Annotated in this window: 15 protein-coding genes and 2 pseudogenes; 8 read left to right on the forward strand and 9 right to left on the reverse strand. The window is 63.0% G+C overall.

All coding sequences use genetic code 11. The annotated features are described in order from the left end of the window. Positions 1-572: 572 nt before the first annotated feature. The 6 genes from NATPE_RS22115 to NATPE_RS03705 form a co-directional block, all read right to left on the reverse strand. Positions 573-1,220 (reverse strand): hypothetical protein, encoded by a 648-nt coding sequence (locus NATPE_RS22115; RefSeq protein WP_015298746.1) that lies wholly within the window; start codon positions 1,218-1,220, stop codon positions 573-575. A gap of 145 nt (positions 1,221-1,365) precedes the next feature. Next, positions 1,366-1,902 carry an NUDIX hydrolase gene (locus tag NATPE_RS03685; protein ID WP_006180132.1) on the reverse strand — a complete coding sequence of 179 codons (537 nt, stop codon included), beginning with the start codon at positions 1,900-1,902 and terminating at the stop codon, positions 1,366-1,368. A gap of 108 nt (positions 1,903-2,010) precedes the next feature. Continuing rightward, positions 2,011-3,144, reverse strand: a complete 1,134-nt coding sequence (locus tag NATPE_RS03690) for a threonine synthase (protein ID WP_006180131.1) — start codon at positions 3,142-3,144, stop codon at positions 2,011-2,013. Between the two features lies 1 nt (position 3,145). Further along, positions 3,146-4,105: a succinylglutamate desuccinylase/aspartoacylase family protein gene (locus tag NATPE_RS03695; protein ID WP_006180130.1), complete on the reverse strand. Its 960-nt coding sequence runs from the start codon at positions 4,103-4,105 to the stop codon at positions 3,146-3,148. Positions 4,106-4,341: 236 nt separating this feature from the next. Beyond that, positions 4,342-5,214: a proline dehydrogenase family protein gene (locus tag NATPE_RS03700; protein ID WP_006180129.1), complete on the reverse strand. Its 873-nt coding sequence runs from the start codon at positions 5,212-5,214 to the stop codon at positions 4,342-4,344. A 90-nt stretch (positions 5,215-5,304) separates the two neighbouring features. Beyond that, positions 5,305-7,389, reverse strand: coding sequence for an amino acid permease (locus NATPE_RS03705; RefSeq protein WP_006180128.1), 2,085 nt, complete (start codon positions 7,387-7,389; stop codon positions 5,305-5,307). Here NATPE_RS03705 and NATPE_RS03710 point away from each other — a divergent pair. Next, entirely contained in the window at positions 7,379-8,377 is a 999-nt protein-coding gene (locus NATPE_RS03710; protein WP_015298795.1) for an IS5-like element ISNpe2 family transposase, read from the forward strand. The genes NATPE_RS03705 and NATPE_RS03710 overlap by 11 nt on opposite strands. A gap of 21 nt (positions 8,378-8,398) precedes the next feature. On the opposite strand, the pseudogene NATPE_RS03715 reads toward NATPE_RS03710, so the two are convergent. After that, positions 8,399-8,677 (reverse strand): annotated as a pseudogene (locus NATPE_RS03715) (amino acid permease); the annotation flags it as partial. 432 nt (positions 8,678-9,109) lie between these two features. Between NATPE_RS03715 and NATPE_RS03725 the strand changes: the two are divergent. Together NATPE_RS03725 and NATPE_RS03730 are read left to right on the forward strand one after the other, a co-directional pair. Beyond that, a complete protein-coding gene (locus tag NATPE_RS03725) occupies positions 9,110-10,492 on the forward strand; it encodes an aspartate aminotransferase family protein (protein ID WP_006180125.1) in 1,383 nt (460 codons plus the stop codon). A gap of 21 nt (positions 10,493-10,513) precedes the next feature. After that, positions 10,514-10,903 carry a Rid family detoxifying hydrolase gene (locus NATPE_RS03730; RefSeq protein ID WP_006180124.1) on the forward strand — a complete coding sequence of 130 codons (390 nt, stop codon included), beginning with the start codon at positions 10,514-10,516 and terminating at the stop codon, positions 10,901-10,903. On the opposite strand, the gene NATPE_RS03735 is transcribed toward NATPE_RS03730, so the two are convergent. Then, complete coding sequence (locus NATPE_RS03735) at positions 10,900-11,352, reverse strand: DUF4870 domain-containing protein (protein ID WP_006180123.1); 453 nt, start codon at positions 11,350-11,352, stop codon at positions 10,900-10,902. The genes NATPE_RS03730 and NATPE_RS03735 overlap by 4 nt on opposite strands. A gap of 20 nt (positions 11,353-11,372) precedes the next feature. Continuing rightward, positions 11,373-11,975, reverse strand: coding sequence for a hypothetical protein (locus NATPE_RS03740; RefSeq protein WP_006180122.1), 603 nt, complete (start codon positions 11,973-11,975; stop codon positions 11,373-11,375). Between the two features lie 259 nt (positions 11,976-12,234). On the opposite strand from NATPE_RS03740, the gene NATPE_RS03745 reads away from it, so the two are divergent. The 5 genes and pseudogenes from NATPE_RS03745 to tnpC all read left to right on the forward strand — a co-directional run bounded on the left by NATPE_RS03745 (position 12,235) and on the right by tnpC (position 17,696). Next, positions 12,235-13,515, forward strand: a complete 1,281-nt coding sequence (locus tag NATPE_RS03745; protein WP_015298748.1) for an amidohydrolase — start codon at positions 12,235-12,237, stop codon at positions 13,513-13,515. Positions 13,516-13,613: 98 nt separating this feature from the next. Then, the gene (locus tag NATPE_RS03750; protein WP_006180120.1) at positions 13,614-13,943 is read left to right on the forward strand and encodes a hypothetical protein; all 330 of its coding nucleotides are present in this window, start codon (positions 13,614-13,616) and stop codon (positions 13,941-13,943) included. Between the two features lie 154 nt (positions 13,944-14,097). Further along, entirely contained in the window at positions 14,098-14,745 is a 648-nt protein-coding gene (locus tag NATPE_RS03755; RefSeq protein ID WP_006180119.1) for a hypothetical protein, read from the forward strand. Positions 14,746-15,201: 456 nt separating this feature from the next. Next, positions 15,202-16,158: pseudogene (locus NATPE_RS03760) on the forward strand (BCCT family transporter); the annotation flags it as partial. A gap of 80 nt (positions 16,159-16,238) precedes the next feature. Beyond that, the gene (gene tnpC, locus NATPE_RS20960) at positions 16,239-17,696 is read left to right on the forward strand and encodes an IS66 family transposase (RefSeq protein ID WP_015298749.1); all 1,458 of its coding nucleotides are present in this window, start codon (positions 16,239-16,241) and stop codon (positions 17,694-17,696) included. Positions 17,697-17,760 lie beyond the last annotated feature (64 nt).

The following is a 17,760-nucleotide window of genomic DNA, read 5'->3' on the forward strand; positions in this document are numbered from 1 at the left end:
AACGAGCGTGTCATAGAATAGTTCTCAGGAGGCGTTGTTCACGGTTTCGCCCTTGAGCAAAACCCATGACTGACGAAATTCATAGGATTACACGCGAATTGGAAGCTGTATAATCGCCAAGTTGAGGGTATGAGACGTATTCTATGACACGCTAACTTATTAAGGAAGTATGATACTGACCACACACTCATAGGTGCTGCTAGCGGTTTATTAGCTGCATTTCCAGTACTCGCCATAATCGCGGTGAATATTTTTGCTAGTGTTCAAACGCTCGGCCATGTCGGACTCACCGATTCTTGGACAGATGTCACTACGACTGCAGGGTTAGGGCTTTCACTAACCGCAGGACTCACTGCCTTAGCTGTGATGACGATCGCTTTCGCGGTGACGGGGATCGCTGGCCGATACCTCGGTGATATTTTATATTCTATATGAAAAATTAATAGAATTATTGTAGTGCGAGGATTCCGGAGGGGATGAACTAGGATTGGCAATACTGACCCTTAGTGTATATAATATGTACAAAAATAATATCCAATATTGTGTTTATATCCCCTCACTAATTGATCTGTTTACTGTGATTTCACAGTTTTAGCGTTGTGTACTTCGACACCGCATCCTAGATTCTTCGAACTTACGTAGCTAGCTCCTAAGTTTACTAATAGGCCGGCAATAGACAGGATCGCACCAGGAATCACACCCACTGGACCGACAGATATACCACCGACGGCTCCCACGATCACACCTGCCACCGCCATCGTGGTCCCAACGGTCCGAAGACTATAGACAACTTCACTGGTATCTTTATTATTGAGATATAATTCATCATCTGTTCGTTTCGTCACACCACATGAACTCGAACTAAGAGCGATGCGACTCGTTTGGGAAGTCTCTGTTCGGGAAATCGCATCCTCGAAATATTGTGATCCGGATTTGGTAAGCTTAAGCCAGATGTCCCCACCACGCTCCACCGGCTTCCAAAAACCCTTCTTTACACCCTTGTTAATATCTTGCACAAATTCCTGAGCAGAGTACTTGGGTTCAGATTCCGATGACAGTGCGGAGACACCAGTCATTGTAACTCTGCCATCCCTAACGGTGACTTCTTCACTGAACCCTGAATTCCAACTCTCTAAATCATTTTCACTTGTACTATTAGAGGCAGCGACTGCCGAATTTGGTACTAATGCACTACCAGTTGCAATACCACCTGATGCCATGAGCTTCCTACGGCTGAGCAAGCCAGTCTTATTTTCGCTTATTGCATATAGACTATTTAATATTCCGTTACTTTAATCTTTATACATTCTACACTCACCAGATGGGTTCAGTATACTATGACTTGAATGAACAAACACTGGCCGTTCACGGGAACTGATTGACAGCCTCCCGGAACCGATCCTCGTGGACCGGCCGAAACGTCTCCGCGGAGGCGTCGAACTCGGCCGGCGTCCAGAACCGTGCGTCCGTCGCGTCGCTGCCCGCGACCGGCTCGCCCTCGCTGTCGGCCCGGTCGACCACGTAGTGGACCGTCACGACGTGTTTGCCAGTCCGGGGCGGCATCGCCGACGCCGCCAGGATCTCGAGGTCGGCCGGATCGACGGCGATGCCGGTTTCTTCCTCGAGTTCGCGGGCGACCGCTTCCGGGGGTTCCTCGCCCACTTCCATGTGGCCGCCGGGGATCGTCCACTCGCCGACCCCCGGCGGGACGCCGCGCTCGACACAGAGGACGGCCGGGTCCGGCCCGGAGCGGTCGACGACAGCGACGCCGGCACAGGGGACGGGGTTGTGCCAGACGATGGCCTCGCAGTCCGGACAGCGCTTTCGCTCGCGGTCGTCGGCGCTCGTCCGCTCGAGGCGGGTACCACAGTCGGGACAGAACGTCGGGGGTCGGCTGACCATTCTTCGACGTCTCGGTATGCAGGCCTCATACGGTTTGCTGTACCGATTTACCGGTGCGACCGCAGGCCGTGTCGCGGTCGCACCGGAAATGACGTACAGCAGACCGTATCAAAGGGTCTTCAATCCACTGCCGGTCAGCGGGACGACGACGTCGTCCCCGTCGTCGATGACGCCGTCCTCGCGGTACTGCTCGAGGGCCGCCGGCGCGACCGCACAGGTGGGTTCGACGTAGAAGCCGTTGCGGTGGAGTCGATCGAGCGCGGTCTCGATCGGATCCCCGCCGAGGGCGATGGCGTCGCCGTCGGTTTCCTCGATGGCCTCGAGGATCTCGGTGCCGCGCGCGGGCTCGGTGATCTGGATACCGTCGGCGATGGTCGTCGCCTCACCGTCGGCGTCGGTAGTGTCGCCGCCGAGTGCGGCGACGATGGGTGCGTAGCCGGCCGCCTGCGCGCCCAGCAGTCGGGGCATCCCGTCGACGATGCCGGCCTCGTTCAGCAGCGAGAAGCCACGATACGCGCCCAAAAAGAGCGTCCCGTGGCCGATCGGGAGGACGACGGCGTCGGGGACGGTCCAGCCCTGCTGGGCAGCCACCTCGAACGCGAAGGTCATCGTACCCGCGTAGAAGGCGGGGTTCCAGGCGTGGCTGGCGTACCAGCCGTCGCCGGTCTGGTAGGGGGCATCGCGCTCCCCGTCGCCCTCGACGGCCCGCTGACAGGCGGCAGTGACGTCCTCCCGAGAGCCCTCGATCCGAACCGGGCGGGCGTCGGCCCGCTGGATCGCCATCAGCTTGGACTGCTTGACGTCGGCGGGGACGTAGATGTCCGCGTCCAGTCCCGCCCGCGCGGCGTAGGTCGCGATCGACGCGCCCGCATTGCCCGAGGAGTCCTCGATGACCTTCTCGACGCCGAGTTCGACCGCCCGCGAGAGCGTGGTCGTCGCACCGCGGTCCTTGAACGACCCCGTCGGGAAGACGTACTCGAGTTTGAACTGCGCGTCCCAGTCGGGGGCCTCGACCAGCGGCGTAAAGCCCTCGTAGAAGGTGACGTGCTGTTCGATCGGGAGAAACTCGAAGAAGGTCCACAGCCCCTCGGTCGTGTCGAGGCTATGCAACGGGAGCGGATCGCCCTGTGGGTGCGGTCGTTCATCGAACTCCAGGGCGTGGCCACAGCCACAGCGCCAGGGCTCGTCCGGTCCGGCCTCGTAGACGGTCCCGCAGTCGGGGCAGGTGAGATCGGCCGGCATGTTAGTACTCGTCGATGTCGGTCCCGACCGAGCAGACGTACTCGCCGGTCGCGACCTGCGGGAGCCGTCTGGCCCGCCAGAGGATTCCTTTGCTATCGGCGGTCACCTCCGCTTTCGGCTCGCCGAAGGGAGTCGTCACCTCGAACAGCGTCTCGCCGGGGCGGACGCGGTCCCCGAGGTCTTTCGTTCGGGTCACGAGCCCGCCGGCAGGGGCACCGTACTGCTCGAAGCCCTTCGCTCGAGTCTGGGTCTCGAGCGGGGTCCCCTCCTCGAGGAAGTTGTAGTACTTGAGAACGTTGAACACGCCCGCGACGCCCTTTCGAATGCTCTCCTCGTCCCAGCCGACCGCGCCGCCGAGTTCGGGGTCGACGGTCGGGATCCCCTCGTCGGGGGCCGCGCGGGCCAACTGGCCGTCCGGTCCCTTCTGGTCGAGGACGTAGCCGCAGCCGAAGGCCTTCGCCAGCTCGAGACACTGGTCGTGGAGCCGGTGGCGCTTCCCACAGCGGACCCGGACCTCGTCGAGCATCCGGCTGGTCGAGCCCTGGTGGAGATCGAGGATCAGGTCGGCCCGCGAGGCGGCCTCGAAGGTCGCGGCTGCGATCCGTTCGGTCGAGGTGCCCCCCTCGTTGCCCGGATAGGCCCTGTTCATCTTCGTGTCGTCGATCGGGTTCCGGTGTTCGGCGACCTGGAACGCGTGGTAGTTGACGATCCCGACGATCAGGATCGTCCCCGAGAGTTCGGTGGGGTCCAGTCGCGGCACGACCCGCTGGACGACGCCGACGCCGTTGAGTTCGTCGCCGTCGCTTGCCGCCTGCATGTAGAGGGTCTTCCCCGACTTCGCGCCGTTGACCACGGCTACGGGCAGTCCGAACGGACTGCCATCCCGCGTCTCGCCGACCTCGAGACGGCCCGTATCGATCTCGCCGGGCCCCGCGCTCGCCGTACCGAGCGTCGTCGTCATATGTCCCTCACGATGAACCCGTTCGCCTTTATACTATCCTTTGATCTCGAGCGGTGGGAGCAGCGACGGGACGAACGACCGAGCCGGTTGCCGGTTTCTACGGAAACGGGACGGGTCGAATCACCCGCCTTTCGGCGAGCCATACCGGCCGTGGTTTACCCCGAGATCGGCCGTCGGTCGCGCTCGAGGCCGACCGGGGCTCGAGGTCTCGAGCAACGGCCGTATATCGGTCCCGGTCAGCTGCTGAGAACGGCCCGAAGCGCGAACCGGAGGTTTTCCCGCCGTTCGGCGACCCGACGATAGAAGTACGACAGCCAGCGGTCGCCGTAGGGGACGTACTGATAGACGTCGTACTCCTCGGCCAACTCGTACTGGGCCGCTTCGCGGACGCCCATCAGCATCTGGATCTCGAAGTCGGTGCCGTAACGGTCGTGTAACGCCGTCGCGTGTTCGATCATCGCCGGATCGTGGCTGCCCACCGCGATCCCGCCGTCGTAGTGTTCGAACGCGTACTCGAGCAGGGTCCGATACTCCTGATCAACGCGCGTGGAATCGGTGTAGGCCACGTCGCTGGGCGGATCGTAGGCCCCCTTGACCAGCCGGATCTTGCCGGGGACGTCGGCGAGTCGCCTGAGATCGGCCCGGGTCCGTCGGAGGTTCGCCTGCAGGCAGACGCCGACCCCATCGTCGGATCGATGGTCCGACGAGGATCGCTCACCGCCGTCCCGTTCACGAGCGACCGCCTCGAAGGCGTCCAGCGTCGCGTCGGTCGTCGTGTGATCCTCCATGTCGATCCAGACGAAGACGCCTCGCTCGGTCGCGGCGGCGACGATCTCTTCCAGCTCCCGCCGGAATACCGACTCGTCGATCTCGAGGCCCAACTGTGAGGGTTTGACCGAGATGCAGGCCCCGAGCCGCGAGCCGGCGATGTCGGCGACGAGCCGTCGGTACTCGGCGGCGTCGGCGGCTGCTGGCTCCCGCTCGTCGTAGTGTTCACCGAGCAGGTTGACGATGCCGTTCACGCCGTGGCCGTTCAGTTGCCGGACGTGTGCGAGCGCCTCGGCCGGGGACTCCCCCGCGACGAACCGGTTCGCGATCGGCGGGATCATAGCCCCTACTGGGGGCGCAACTGACAAGAGGATTCCTCCGTTTCTCGAGCCGCTACAGGCGGTAGCGGCGGTGTGCCGGTTCCCGGCCGCTCACTCTTCGTCGTGACCCAGCAACCGCTCGCGCATGGAGCGCTCGCGGGCCCGTTCGGCCAGCAACACCGACCCCTCGATGTCCTCGTGGACGTCTAAGACCAGCGAGCCGCGGACGATCCGCGAGAGCAGGCCCTTCCCGGTCGCGCCGAGGACCACCAGCGTCGCCTCCGTCGCGGCCTCGGTGATGGCCGTCTCGACGTCGCCGTCCTCGAGTCGCAACTCGGCGTCGGCGAGGTCGTTCTCGGCGGCCCACTCCTCGAGGAACTGCTCGCCCTCAGCGAGGGACTCGTCGTCGGTGAGGACGTGCAACAGCGTCACCTCGGAGTCAAACTCTTCGCGAAGCAGTCGGACGACGTCGGCGCTGAGCGCCGAGTCGGGGCCGCCCGCGGTCGGGACGAGGATGCGGGACGGATCGAAGCCCCGATCTTTCAACACGAGGAAGTCACAGGGGAGATCGTGGGTCAGTTCGTCGATGCGGGACTCTGCCCGGCCGTGGGCGGTCGGTCCCCACCCCATGACGACCTGATCGGCCTCGAACGCGCGAGCGGCGTCGAAGACCTCCTCGAACGAGCGATGTGAGAGAACGGTGTGGGTCTCGACGGGCACGCCGAACGTCTCGGCGTCGGTCCGGGCCTGCTCGAGCAGTTTCTTGGACTCGGCGTCGAGGCGCTCGTTCTCCTCGGCGCGTGCCAGCGGCGTCTGGTCCGGCACCTGCACGATGTGGACCGCGTGGACGGTGCCGCCGCGTTGCTTCGCGATGGCTCCCGCAAGGGTGATGAGTTCCTTCTCGGTCCGGGGGTTGGCCAGCGGGACCATCACGCGGAAGTCGTCACCCGTCGCGCCCGCATCCGCCGCTTTGGCGGCGTCGGGGCGGACGGTGTCGGCTGCGGCGACCGCGGCGTCGGGCATCTCCTCGGAGCGGTCGAGTATCCATCCGGCGAAGACGCCGGCGCTCTCGACGCGCTGGCGGGCGTAGAACAGGTACCACGCGCCCGCGAAGACGACCAACGCCGCCGACAGCAGAATGACGAACGGCTCGATGTAGGCGATCAGGGCGAACGACGAGATCGTCCCGATAATCGGAACGACCGGATACAGCGGCACCTCGAAGTCCGGATCGTAGTCGGCCGGTTCGGCCTCCCGCATGACGATCAACGCGATGTTCAACAGGCCGTAGACGATCAGGTGCAACACCGAGCCGGCCGTCGAGAGGATCTCGAGGTTGCCAAAGAGCAGGAAGACGATGATGAGCGAGCCGGTGATCAGGATCGACTTGTACGGCGTGCCAAAGCGGGGATGGATCTCGTTGACCGACGGCGAGATGATCTTCTCCCGGCCCATCGCGAAGTTGATCCGCGAGGATGAGAGGATCGAGGCGTTCGCGCTCGAGGCCGTCGCGAGGAGACCGCCCAGCAAGAGCAGTCCCCAACCGAGCGTTCCCAGGCCGAACCCGAAGATGTCGTACTGTCCGAACAGCAGTTCGGCGGCCTCGACGACGGCGGTGTCGTTGTTCGCGACGAGGTCGTTCGGGACCGCCGCGAGTAGGACAAGCAGGAAGAGCGCGTAGACGACGGTCACGATGACGACCGAGCCGATGACGGCCAGCGGGAGGTTCCGGCCGGGGTCCTTGATCTCCTCGGCGACGGAGGTGATCTGAACGAAGCCGAGATAGGAGACGAAGACGATGGCGGTCACCGGCAGCACCTCGCCGGTCGTTCCCTCCGGGGCAAGCGGCCGCAGCGACTCGAGGTCGGCGTTCAACAGCCCGACGATCGTGAAGGCGCCCAGAATGGCAAGTAGCGTGAGGACGATCCCGATCTGGAGGCCGCCGGTCTCCTTCGCGCCCATGTAGTTGACGGCGATAAACAGCGCCGCGCCGATCAGGCCGATCGTCTGGGCGGCCGACACCGTGACGGGACCGAGCGCGAGCGCCGGCGCGCCCACAAGCTGGTTGACGTACTCGCCGAACCCGTACATGTAGAACGCGGAGGCGAAGGCGAGTCCGAGCCAGTTGGCCCAGCCGAGCGTGTCATAGAAAGCGTCACGTACGAAGCAGCAGGGTGCGGAAAGTGTGTCCAGCACAACCGCGACCCTGCAAGACGTTGCTTCGGTCGATGAGTTTTTGAATGCAGCGGCTACGGAAACAGTTCCGCTGTTTGAGTATCTTGAGTTCGAGTTTCTACTGGAGTACGACGTGTTCGCCCCCGCTCGCCGGGGGCGAACACGAGTTCACCAGCCACCTGATCTCTTTCGCGCCTTTCTCCATTGCTACTACAAGAACATCTACGGAACACGCCCAGTCACGCGAGAACTCCAGCACGGCCTTGTCTGGTACTACTGCGGACTCGACAAACCGCCATCGAGAGACACCATTGACCGGTTTCTCACTGATCTCGAACACATTATCAACGATGTCTTCGACAGGCTCGTCGAGCAGGCCGCCGTCCGCGGCCTGCTCGACTCGACGTACTCTATCGATTCGACGCACATCGAGGCGATCCAGTACAACGACGCTGCCTCATGGAACTACGATCCAACAGCCGAAGAGTACTACTACGGCTTCGGCTGTACGATCGTTTCAACCGGTGCAAAGATCCCGATAGCAGCGGAGTTCACACAGGCCAAACAAGCAGACCAAGAGACGGCGATGCGCGTCACGGGTGACGCGCTCGCCGTCGATACACCGATCTGGATGCTTGGAGACAGCGCCTACGACATCCTCGATTGGCACGACTACCTGCTGACCGCAGGAGTCGTGCCAATCGCTCCGTACAACCCGCGAAACACTGACGACCCGAAAGACATCGAGTACAGGGTCGAAGACCGCATTGAGGAACACAGCGAGGACGTTCAGCTGAAACGATCCATCTTGGACGAGACGTTCAACAACCGGACAGGAATCGAACGAACCAACGACGCAGTCAAGGACTGCGGCCTCGGGCACGTCCGCGCCCGAGGCCGCGTCCACGCACGAACAGAAGTGTTCGTTGCGCTATGTCTTCGGATCGTCATTGCAATCACCAACTACGAGCGAGGACACGATCCAGGACGTGAGATGCTCAAGCTATGAGTTGGATTCTATGACACGCTCCCAGCCACTAATCGAGCCAAAGAGCGGACCAAGGGCGCGATTGATGTAGAAGTACGCGCCGCCGGACTTGGGCATCGCCGTCCCCAGCTCGGAAGCCGACAGCGCCGTGAACAGCGCGGTGACGCCGCCGATGACGAAGGTAAGCGCCGCGAGCGGGCCGGCGCGAGCCACCGCGGTGCCCGGCAATACGAAGATACCGGCTCCGATCATCGTCCCGATCCCGATCGCGATCGCCGACAGCAGGCCGAGGTCCTTCGCGAGTTCCTCGTCGGCGCTCATACGGGGCCACCCCCGCCGCCCTCGGCTGGTCCGAGGACGCGGCCCGACGCTGCGTTGACGACGCCGACAGAGTGCGGACCTCCGCGCTCGTCGGTCCGTTTCGACCGGTGTCTACGTCGCTTGGTCGCGTTCGATACCGACCGTCTCGACGGACCGCGCGCTCGAGTTTGGACGTTCATCGCCCGGAGTTGTGTCGGAACCGATGATAAACTCCCTGATTACGGGAAGGACCTGCGAACGGCTCTCGTGGGCCGGCTTCTCGCGGTCCGAAGGGGTTCGACCGCCGTCGATCGATCGCAACGCGAAGACGGCATCGCGGTGTGGTCTCGTCGCATCTCGAGTCACCGACCCCGGACCGTGTTCAGTATCTGTATACAGTCTGCATGAATATCGTGGACAAGTTATTTGTAATCGGTTCCCTTGCCACTACGTATGACGGCAGGACCGCCGATAGACGAACTCCACTTCGCGGACGCACCGACCGTCGACGACGTTCCCGGCCCGAACACGCGGGCCTTGCTCGAGAAACAGCGTGAGATCGACAGCAGCGCGGTCGCGTATCCCGACGATATCCCGATCGCCTTCGAGGAGGGCAAGGGCGCAACCGTTCGGGACGCCGACGGCAACACCTACATCGATCTCTTCGCGGGGATCGGCGTCCTCAACGTGGGCCACTCGAACCCGTACGTCCTCGAGGCGGTCCACGAGCAGGCAGACAAGTTCGTCCACACGGTCGACTTCCCGACCGAGGCACGGCTCGAGCTGATCGAGAAACTCGACGAGATCGCACCCGACGGCTTGCAGGGCCAGAACAAGGTCGTCTTCGGCGGCCCGACGGGGAGCGACGCCATCGAGGCGTCGATCAAGCTCTCCAAGTACAACACCGGCGGCGACGGCCTCATCGCGTTCCGCGGTGCCTACCACGGCGCGACGACCGGCGCGATGAGCGTCACCTCGAACAAGAAGTTCAAGGGTGACTACACGCCGCTGCTCGCCGATGTCGTCCACGCGCCGTACCCCCATCCGTTCCGCCAGGACAAGGCACCCCAGGAAGCGGTCGACCACGCCCTCGAGGAGGTCCAGGCGATCGTCGAGGACCCCTACGGCGGTCTCGCGAACCCCGCGGGGATCATCGTCGAGCCGATTCAGGGCGAGGGCGGGATCGTCACGCCCCCGGAGGGGTTCCTGCAGGGGCTGCGCGATATCGCCGACGACAACGACGTGACGCTGGTCTTCGACGAGATCCAGAGCGGGCTCGGTCGGACGGGCCAGTGGTGGGCCAGCGACTGGGAGGGAGTCACCCCCGACGCGATGACCAGCGCGAAGGCGCTCGGCGGCGTCGGCTTCCCGCTCTCGGCGACGATGTACCACGAGGATCTCGATACCTGGGGCTCGGGCGACCACGCCGGCACCTACCGGGGCCACGTCGTCGGCATGCGGGCCGGGACCCGCGCGATCGAGTACATTCAGGACCACGACCTGCTCGCACACGCCCGCGATCTCGGCGAGTACATTCGGGGGCGGCTCCGCGAGGCGGGCGAGGGCACTGCCCACCTCGCTGACGTTCGTGGCAAGGGGCTGTTCATCGGTGCCGAGTTCGTCGACGCCGACGGCAAGCCCGACGGCGACCTCGTCGACGCCATCCAGCAGTACTGCTTCGAGAAGGGTGTCCTCGTCTGGACGGCCGGCCGCCACGGCAACGTCCTTCGGTTCCTGCCGCCGCTGGTGTTGACCCACGACCTGGCAGAAACCGCACTGGACGTCGTCGTCGAGGCGATCGAGGCGGTCACCGCCGAGGCGACACGAACCGCCTGACTCGAGCCCACGACGATCCACATGTCCGACATCGATCCCATCGAAACCGACGACGCACCGAGCAACGACAACCCCTACTCGCAGGGGGTCCGCGCCGGCGACACGCTGTACGTCTCCGGCTACGGCCCCGTCGATCCCGGGACGGGCGCGGTCGTCGACGGCGACATCGAGGTGCAAACGAATCGGGTCCTCGATAACATCGCGGCCGTCGTCGACGAAGCCGGCGGTGACGGTCTCGCCGACGTGGTCAAAGTCACGGTCTACCTGACCGATCTCGAGGACTACGAGCGGGTCAACGCGGCCTACGGCGGGCGGTTCAGTAATGAGCCGCCCGCGCGGGTCTGCGTCGAGGTCTCCCGACTGCCCGAGGACGTCCGTGTCGAACTGGACGCGACCGCGTACTTGGGTTAACTCGGTTGGTCACCGTCCGCGTCGGCACCGACGAACGCCGGCGCGAAGGGGTATTCCCAGGCCTCGCCGAAGATCGCCTTTGCCATCGCGACGATCCAGACGAAGACGCTGAGAGCGCCGAGGACGATCGCGAGGACCGTCAGGACGAAGACCGGCAGAAAGACGACCGTCTCGAGGAGGTCCGGTGCCGAGACGTACTCGAACAGCGCATCTAGCCCGAATACGAGGACGACCGTCCCGATGAACGAGCCACTGACCAGCAGATGCCAGTTGAGCGCGTTCCGGGCGTTGGCGCGGGTAAAGTCGTGGGTCGATACCAGATAGATCACGGCGGTGGCGACGATGCCGACGAGTGGCAGGATCGCGATGAAGTGGACGAAAATGCCCAGTAGCGTCCGCTCCGTGAGGATCGACGGGCCGGGTTCGGTCGTTGCGGTTGGTTGTGACATGTGTTCTGTCGTGTGTGCTATTAGTTGGGGTTCGATCGATCAGCCGTCGGCACCGAAGCGGCGGTTCCGCCGTCGCGGCGCTTACGAACGGCGCGTTCGGCGACGAGCAATACGAGACAGGCGACGAAGAGGTTCCCGGCGGCCACCCAGAGCCCGTGACTGGCACTGACCGGGGCCTCGATCGACAGGGCGGTCAACACGACGCCGGCGCTGAAAAGCACCAGACTCAACTGGAAGCCCGCGAGGACCAGCGTTCTGATCCCCGCGGGGTTGCGAAGTCGGAGGAAGTCCCCGGCAGACAGCGTCTCGAGCGGTGTCTCGTACTCGAGGGCACGTTTTCCCTCGGGCGAGAGCGGCCACTGCGACTCGGGGTGGTTGACGTAGTACAGCGTGATCGTCTCGGGGTAGGTCTCCGCCGCGACGACGTCGATCTCGCGGAGTTCGTCGAGGCGGTTCCGAACCGTCTCCGTGCTGACGGTCGGTCGCACGCGGGACTGGAGCTGTCGAATCGAGAAGAACGGTCGATCCGACTCGAGCATCACCTCGACGACGTGTCGTTGCGTGAGTTTCTTTTCGAACGTGGGATCGATTCGGTCCTCGATCCACGTCGGGAGGGTCGTCATGGGTAGTCCCGGCATCGGTCGGGTTCGAAGTAAACCCCGGGGCGGATTTGCTGGCTCCCAAACGCGACTCCGCCCCCACCAAGGACCGGACGGTGAATGGAAAGGAGTACTTGAACGGCGTGCAGTCGTGTGGTTTCGACCGGTTCCGGACACGCCTCGGCGCAGGACCGACCGCCCGGCGATTTGCCATCGATCGTGATGAAACAGTATACGATTATTGACTATGGTTAAGTATCCGCCGGGCGTACAACCGGCAAGAATGTCCTACGAGGTGCGAAACAGAGTGCGGGATCTCCGGCGGGCGTTTCACCGCCACCCCGAGCCCGGCTGGCGCGAGTTCCGGACGACGGCCCGGGTCGTCGAGGAACTCGAGCGGATCGGGGTCGACGAGATCGCCGTCGGCCGCGAGGCGCTGGCGACCGACGAGCGGATGGCGGTGCCGCCCGAGTCGGAACTCGAACCGTGGCGCGAGCGCGCCCGCGAGGCCGGGGTTCGGTCGGACCTCCTCGAGCGGACCGCCGACGGACACACGGGGGTCGTCGCGACGCTCGAGCAAGGCGAGGGGCCCTGTCTGGGGCTGCGGGTCGACCTCGACGCGATCTCGATGCGAGAGTCGACGGCCGACGATCACCGGCCGGCCGCCGAGGGGTTCCGGTCGGAACACGACGGCTACATGCACGCCTGCGGCCACGACGCCCACCTCGCGATGGCGCTTGGGGCGCTCGAGACGGTCAAAGCAAGCGAGTTCGAAGGCACGTTCAAGGTGTTCTTCCAGCCGGCCGAGGAGATCTCCGGTGGGGGGAAGGCGATGGCCGAGAGCGGCCACCTCGACGACGTCGACTACCTGCTGGCGTTGCACGTCGGGCTGGATCATCCCACCGGCGAGATCGTCGCCGGCATCGAGAAGCCGCTGGCGATGGCCCACCTCACCGCGACCTTCGAGGGGGCAAGCGCCCACGCGGGGAAGGCCCCGAACGAGGGGGCAAACGCCATGCAGGCGGCCGCGACCGCCATCCAGAACGCCTACGGCATCCCCCGCCACAGCGACGGGCTGACCCGGGTCAACGTCGGCCGGATCGAGGGCGGGACCGCGAGCAACGTCATCGCCGAGGAGGTCACCATCGAGGCGGAGGTCCGCGGCGAGACGACCGCTCTGATGGAGTATACGCGCACCGAACTCGAGCGGGTCTGCTATGCCGCCGCGGAGATGCACGATTGCGACGTGACGCCGCGGATGATCAGCGAGTCCCCGCGCGTCGACAGCCACCCCGCTCTGCGGGATCTCGTGGGCAACGTCGCGTGGGACGTCGACGGCGTCGAGCGGGTGATCCCGACCGAGGAGTTCGGCGTGAGCGAGGACGTGACCTATCTCATGCAGCGAGTGCAAAACAACGGCGGGCTGGCCTCCTACGTCCTGATCGGGGCCGACCACCCGACGAGCCACCACACGCCGACGTTCGACATCGACGAGACAAGCCTCGAGGTGGGGGTGGCACTGCTCGCCGAGACGGCGATCGAACTCTCCCGGCGGCGACCGTAGCAGTCGGGGAAGGCGGAGTCCATTCGTCCCGTCGACGGCGGGGTCGGATGCCGCCCGGAAAAATTATGCGGCCGCAGCGCCGACACGTCAGACGAGCAATGGATCGGTCCATCGAGTTCTCGAGCGACTTCCCGTGGCTGCTCTTCTACGTGTCCCAACTGGTCGTGCTTTCGCTCGTGCTGTTCTTCGTCGTGTTCCCGCTCGAGAGACCCGTCGACGTCCTGATAGCGTCCCTGACCGTGTTGTTGCTGATCGCGGTAGCGGTGGGCCTGTGGCGGCGGACGACCGACGGAGACGAGCGCGCCCACATCGGGACGGCCGACGACGTTGCGTACGATCCGTACGCGGATCCCGGTCAGGCGGCCCACGACAGGTGGGTGCGGGCGATCCGTCGGCTCTCCGACGGGGACGGCGACGACGAGGACTGATACCGGGCCATCGGCCGACTCGAGCGGGCGCGACCGTCCGCGGGTCCGAACCCTCGGACTAGCTGCCGAGGGAACGAGCGCTCGAGAACTGTCGGAAGGCTACCACGTTCCCGGAATGGGAAACGTTAATTCGCGCGACCTCCGTGTATCTTCCATGAGCCAGGACGACGTGCCGGAGTCGCTACGGACGGCGGCGGACTCGGATCGCCCGCGCGGGATTCTCACGCCCTCCGACCGCGACTTCCTGCTCGGTCGGAAGACCGACTACACCGACCACTCCAAGAAGCAGAAGCGAAACCGCATTCGACGGCGGGTACGCAACGCCGTTCTCGATTTCAGCATTCTCTTCGAGTACATGGAGGAACGCGACCGGGAGACGGTCTTCGACCCCGACGACGACGAACGCGACGCCTACACCCAGGGGATCACCGATATGCTCGCGTTCCTCCATCTCGGGACGATGGGGTATCACACCCCGTTCAAGGATATGCTCTCGGAGGGGGTCGGCAAGGCCGAACAGCGCCTGGCCGGCTCGAACTATCGGATGGTCAACGTCGAGTTCAACGTTGATCCGGTCGGCCAGATCGACGTCGACGAGGTTGTCGACAAACTGGAACACGAGGAGTTCGCCCAGCTCACCGACGAGGAACTCCGCGCGTTCGTCCGTCTGCTGACGATGTCCGACGACTTTTCGCCGACGGAAACACGGGCGGAGATCAAAGACCGGGTCGACGAGTTCGCCGAGCGGGTAACCGAAAGCACCGAGGCCCGCGAGCGGGCAGTCGAAGAACTAACCGACTGACCTGTCATCGAATTCCGTTTGCGACGACGGGCGACTCGAGGCCGGTACCCGGTCGCGGTTCCCACGCGTTCGTTCTCACGTCGTGGGTGGTGACACCTCTCCACGACACGCAACTCCAGTCCAGCACGCGCTTCGCCCTCGACTGGTGCCACTTCCGATCCGAATACGATTTCTGATTCCACCCGGTATTCCGCCATCTATCTCCTGTCCGAGAATAGGTTTGGTATTTTGTTTTCTAACTTAGTTTGGTGGCTGATTGAACATATCGCGGCTATACTTGGTGTGTTTTAGTCTTGTGTAGAACTAAACGTAATTCGTTTATTATTCTCGTGAGTGAGAAACACTTATTGTATACGGCGTCAATGGTCGCGGTATGCCATTACGCAGCATGGCAAATGGTCGGTGGAGAACGGGGCAATCAGCGAGTAGTCGCTCGATTCACGGGGGTGAAGCCGGATGAGCGACGCGGAGCAGGGGATGGTCGACGAGTTCCTCGAGGAGATCGACACGACGGTCTTCGCGTTCGGCGCGCTGTTGACCGTCGGGGTGATCGCGGCGTTCTTCATCAGTCCGAGTACGGTGGAGAACGGTATCTCGACGCTGAACGATCAGATGCTCGGTGTGTTCAACTGGGCGCTGCTGTTGATCGTATTCCTGATCGTCGTCTTCCTGTTGTTCCTGATCATCGGCCCGTGGGGAAAGATCAAGATGGGAGACGAGGATCCGGAGTACAGCTTCCTGTCGTTCTTCGCGATGCTGTACTCCGCGGGGTTCGCCGCTGGCGTCGTGTTCTGGGGCCCGACCGAGGGGCTGTTCTACTACTCGAACCCATCGCCCCTGTTCGGTGGCGTCGAGGGGGGATCGGCCGCAGCAATGACCGTCGCAATCCAGCAGACGCTGTTCCACTGGGCCCTGCCCCAGCTGGCGGTGTTTACGATCATGGGGGTCGCGATCGGCTACTTCGCGTACAACTACGAGAACGTCCCGTTGCGGGTGTCCTCGGCATTGACGCCGATCATCGGTGCCGATAATCTCGACGGTCCGGTCGCCAAGGTCGTCGATATCCTCGCCGTCTTCGCGACGATCGGCGGCGTGGCCACCTCGCTCGGCTTCATCGGGAGCCAGTTCATCACCGGACTGGACTACCAGTGGGGGATCAGTATGGGGAACATCGGTATTCTCCTCGTGGTGACGTTCATGACGCTCCTGTTCACTACCTCGATGGTGCTGGGGGTCGACAAGGGGATCCGCCGGCTCTCGAACTTCAACATGATCCTCTTCGTCGTTCTCATGGTGGGGACGTTCATCGTCGGTCCGACGCTGTTCCTGATCCTGCTCGGGACCCAGGCCGTCGGCGGGATGATCACGGACTTCGTCTCGATGAGCCTCTTCACTGGGGCCGGCGCCTTCGGCGCAGGGTAGTTGGATAGCGATTTGCCGTCAGACCGATTTCGTAGCAGTCTCATGAATGGTCTCTCAATGGTGAACCAAGTGTGTCGCTGGGGATTGGCGGATCGCCGGAATCGATAGATTCCGCGATCCGCACCGAGAACAGTACGCATCTCCGCCAGCAACTCGTAGTCCAAAAGCTCGAGAACCGCCTTCTCCGTCGTCAACTCGCTGTAAAGCAACAGCAGATAGAGGTACTTGAGACTCGCCTCAAGCGGTACGAAAACCCAAACACACCACCCAGTAAGCAGGGTGGCGCGGCTGGATCACCTGGCAACGGTGACAGCGACAAGGAAGAGAACGAAGACCAAGGGGACGACGCTGGCGGCGACGCTGACGCCGCCAGCGACTCCTCTCCAGGACGTGACGAAGGTCACGAAGGAACAACTCGACCGCCTCCGGAACCAGAGGAGACTATTCGAGTCGATCAGGGATATTGCCCAGACTGTGAGCAAATCCTCTCTAACCCGGACAGCTACATCTCACGGACGATTATCGACATACCTCTCCCTATTCCAACCACTGTCGTCGAGTACGAACTCGGCAAACACCGCTGTTCCTGTGGAAACGAAGTCGTTGCTGAACATCCTGACTGCCCGGAAACCGGGCGGTTTGGGCCAAATATCATGGCCCAAACCGCCCTCGGTAGGTTCCATCAGCGACTTCCAAACCGTAAACAGGCGGAGCTGTTTGACTGGGAGCTCGATACACCCATCTCTCATCGGACGATCTACAACCTGACCAAGCGGGTCGCAGACCGGCTGCGACCCGCGTATGACGATGTCAAAGCCCGTATTCAGGAAAGTGACGTCGTCTACTGCGATGAAACGGGCTTTCCTGTTGACGGAGAGCAACACTGGGCGTGGACGTTCGTTACTGACGAAGAAGTGCTGTTCTGGGTTGATGAGAGTCGTGGAAGCCAGGTGTTAGAGGACGTCCTCGGCGAGGACTTCGCCGAGGACTCAACGCTCAGCTGTGACGGTTGGTCAGCGTATCCGAGCTATCACACGAAGCTCCAGCGGTGCTGGGCACATCTGTTGCGGGAGGCGGAGTACGTTGCTGAACGGTACGAGGAAGCAGAGAGGTTGTCTGAGGAGTTACACGCTCTCCACGACGATTTAACGGCGTTCGACGAGGAGGATCCGTCCGCCTCCGCCCGCGAGCAAAAGCGGGCGGAGGCGTCGTTACATCTGGAAGGCCTGATCAGGGAAGACTACGAGGCACAGGAGGTCAAGAAGCTGATCGAGAAGATCAGGAACGGGTTAGGGCACTGGCTGACGTTCGTTACAGAGCCAGATGTCGATTCGACGAATAATCGCGCAGAGCGCGCTCTGCGCGAGCAAGTTGTGCTGCGGAAGATGTTCCGGACCCTCCGCTCAGCCGAAGGGGTCCAGATTCACGAGACGATCACGACCATGTTGGCCACGTGGAAACGACGAGGACTAGATCCGCCCGAACAGCTCCAGTCTATCCTCGGTGGAGAAGAACTCAGCTCAGGGTGAGAGGCATCACCGAGCAGTGAATTATAGTCACGCTATCCAACTACGGCGCAGGAAACCCCGAGGC

The sequence above is a fragment of the Natrinema pellirubrum DSM 15624 genome, from assembly GCF_000230735.2.
Lineage (GTDB): Archaea > Halobacteriota > Halobacteria > Halobacteriales > Natrialbaceae > Natrinema > Natrinema pellirubrum.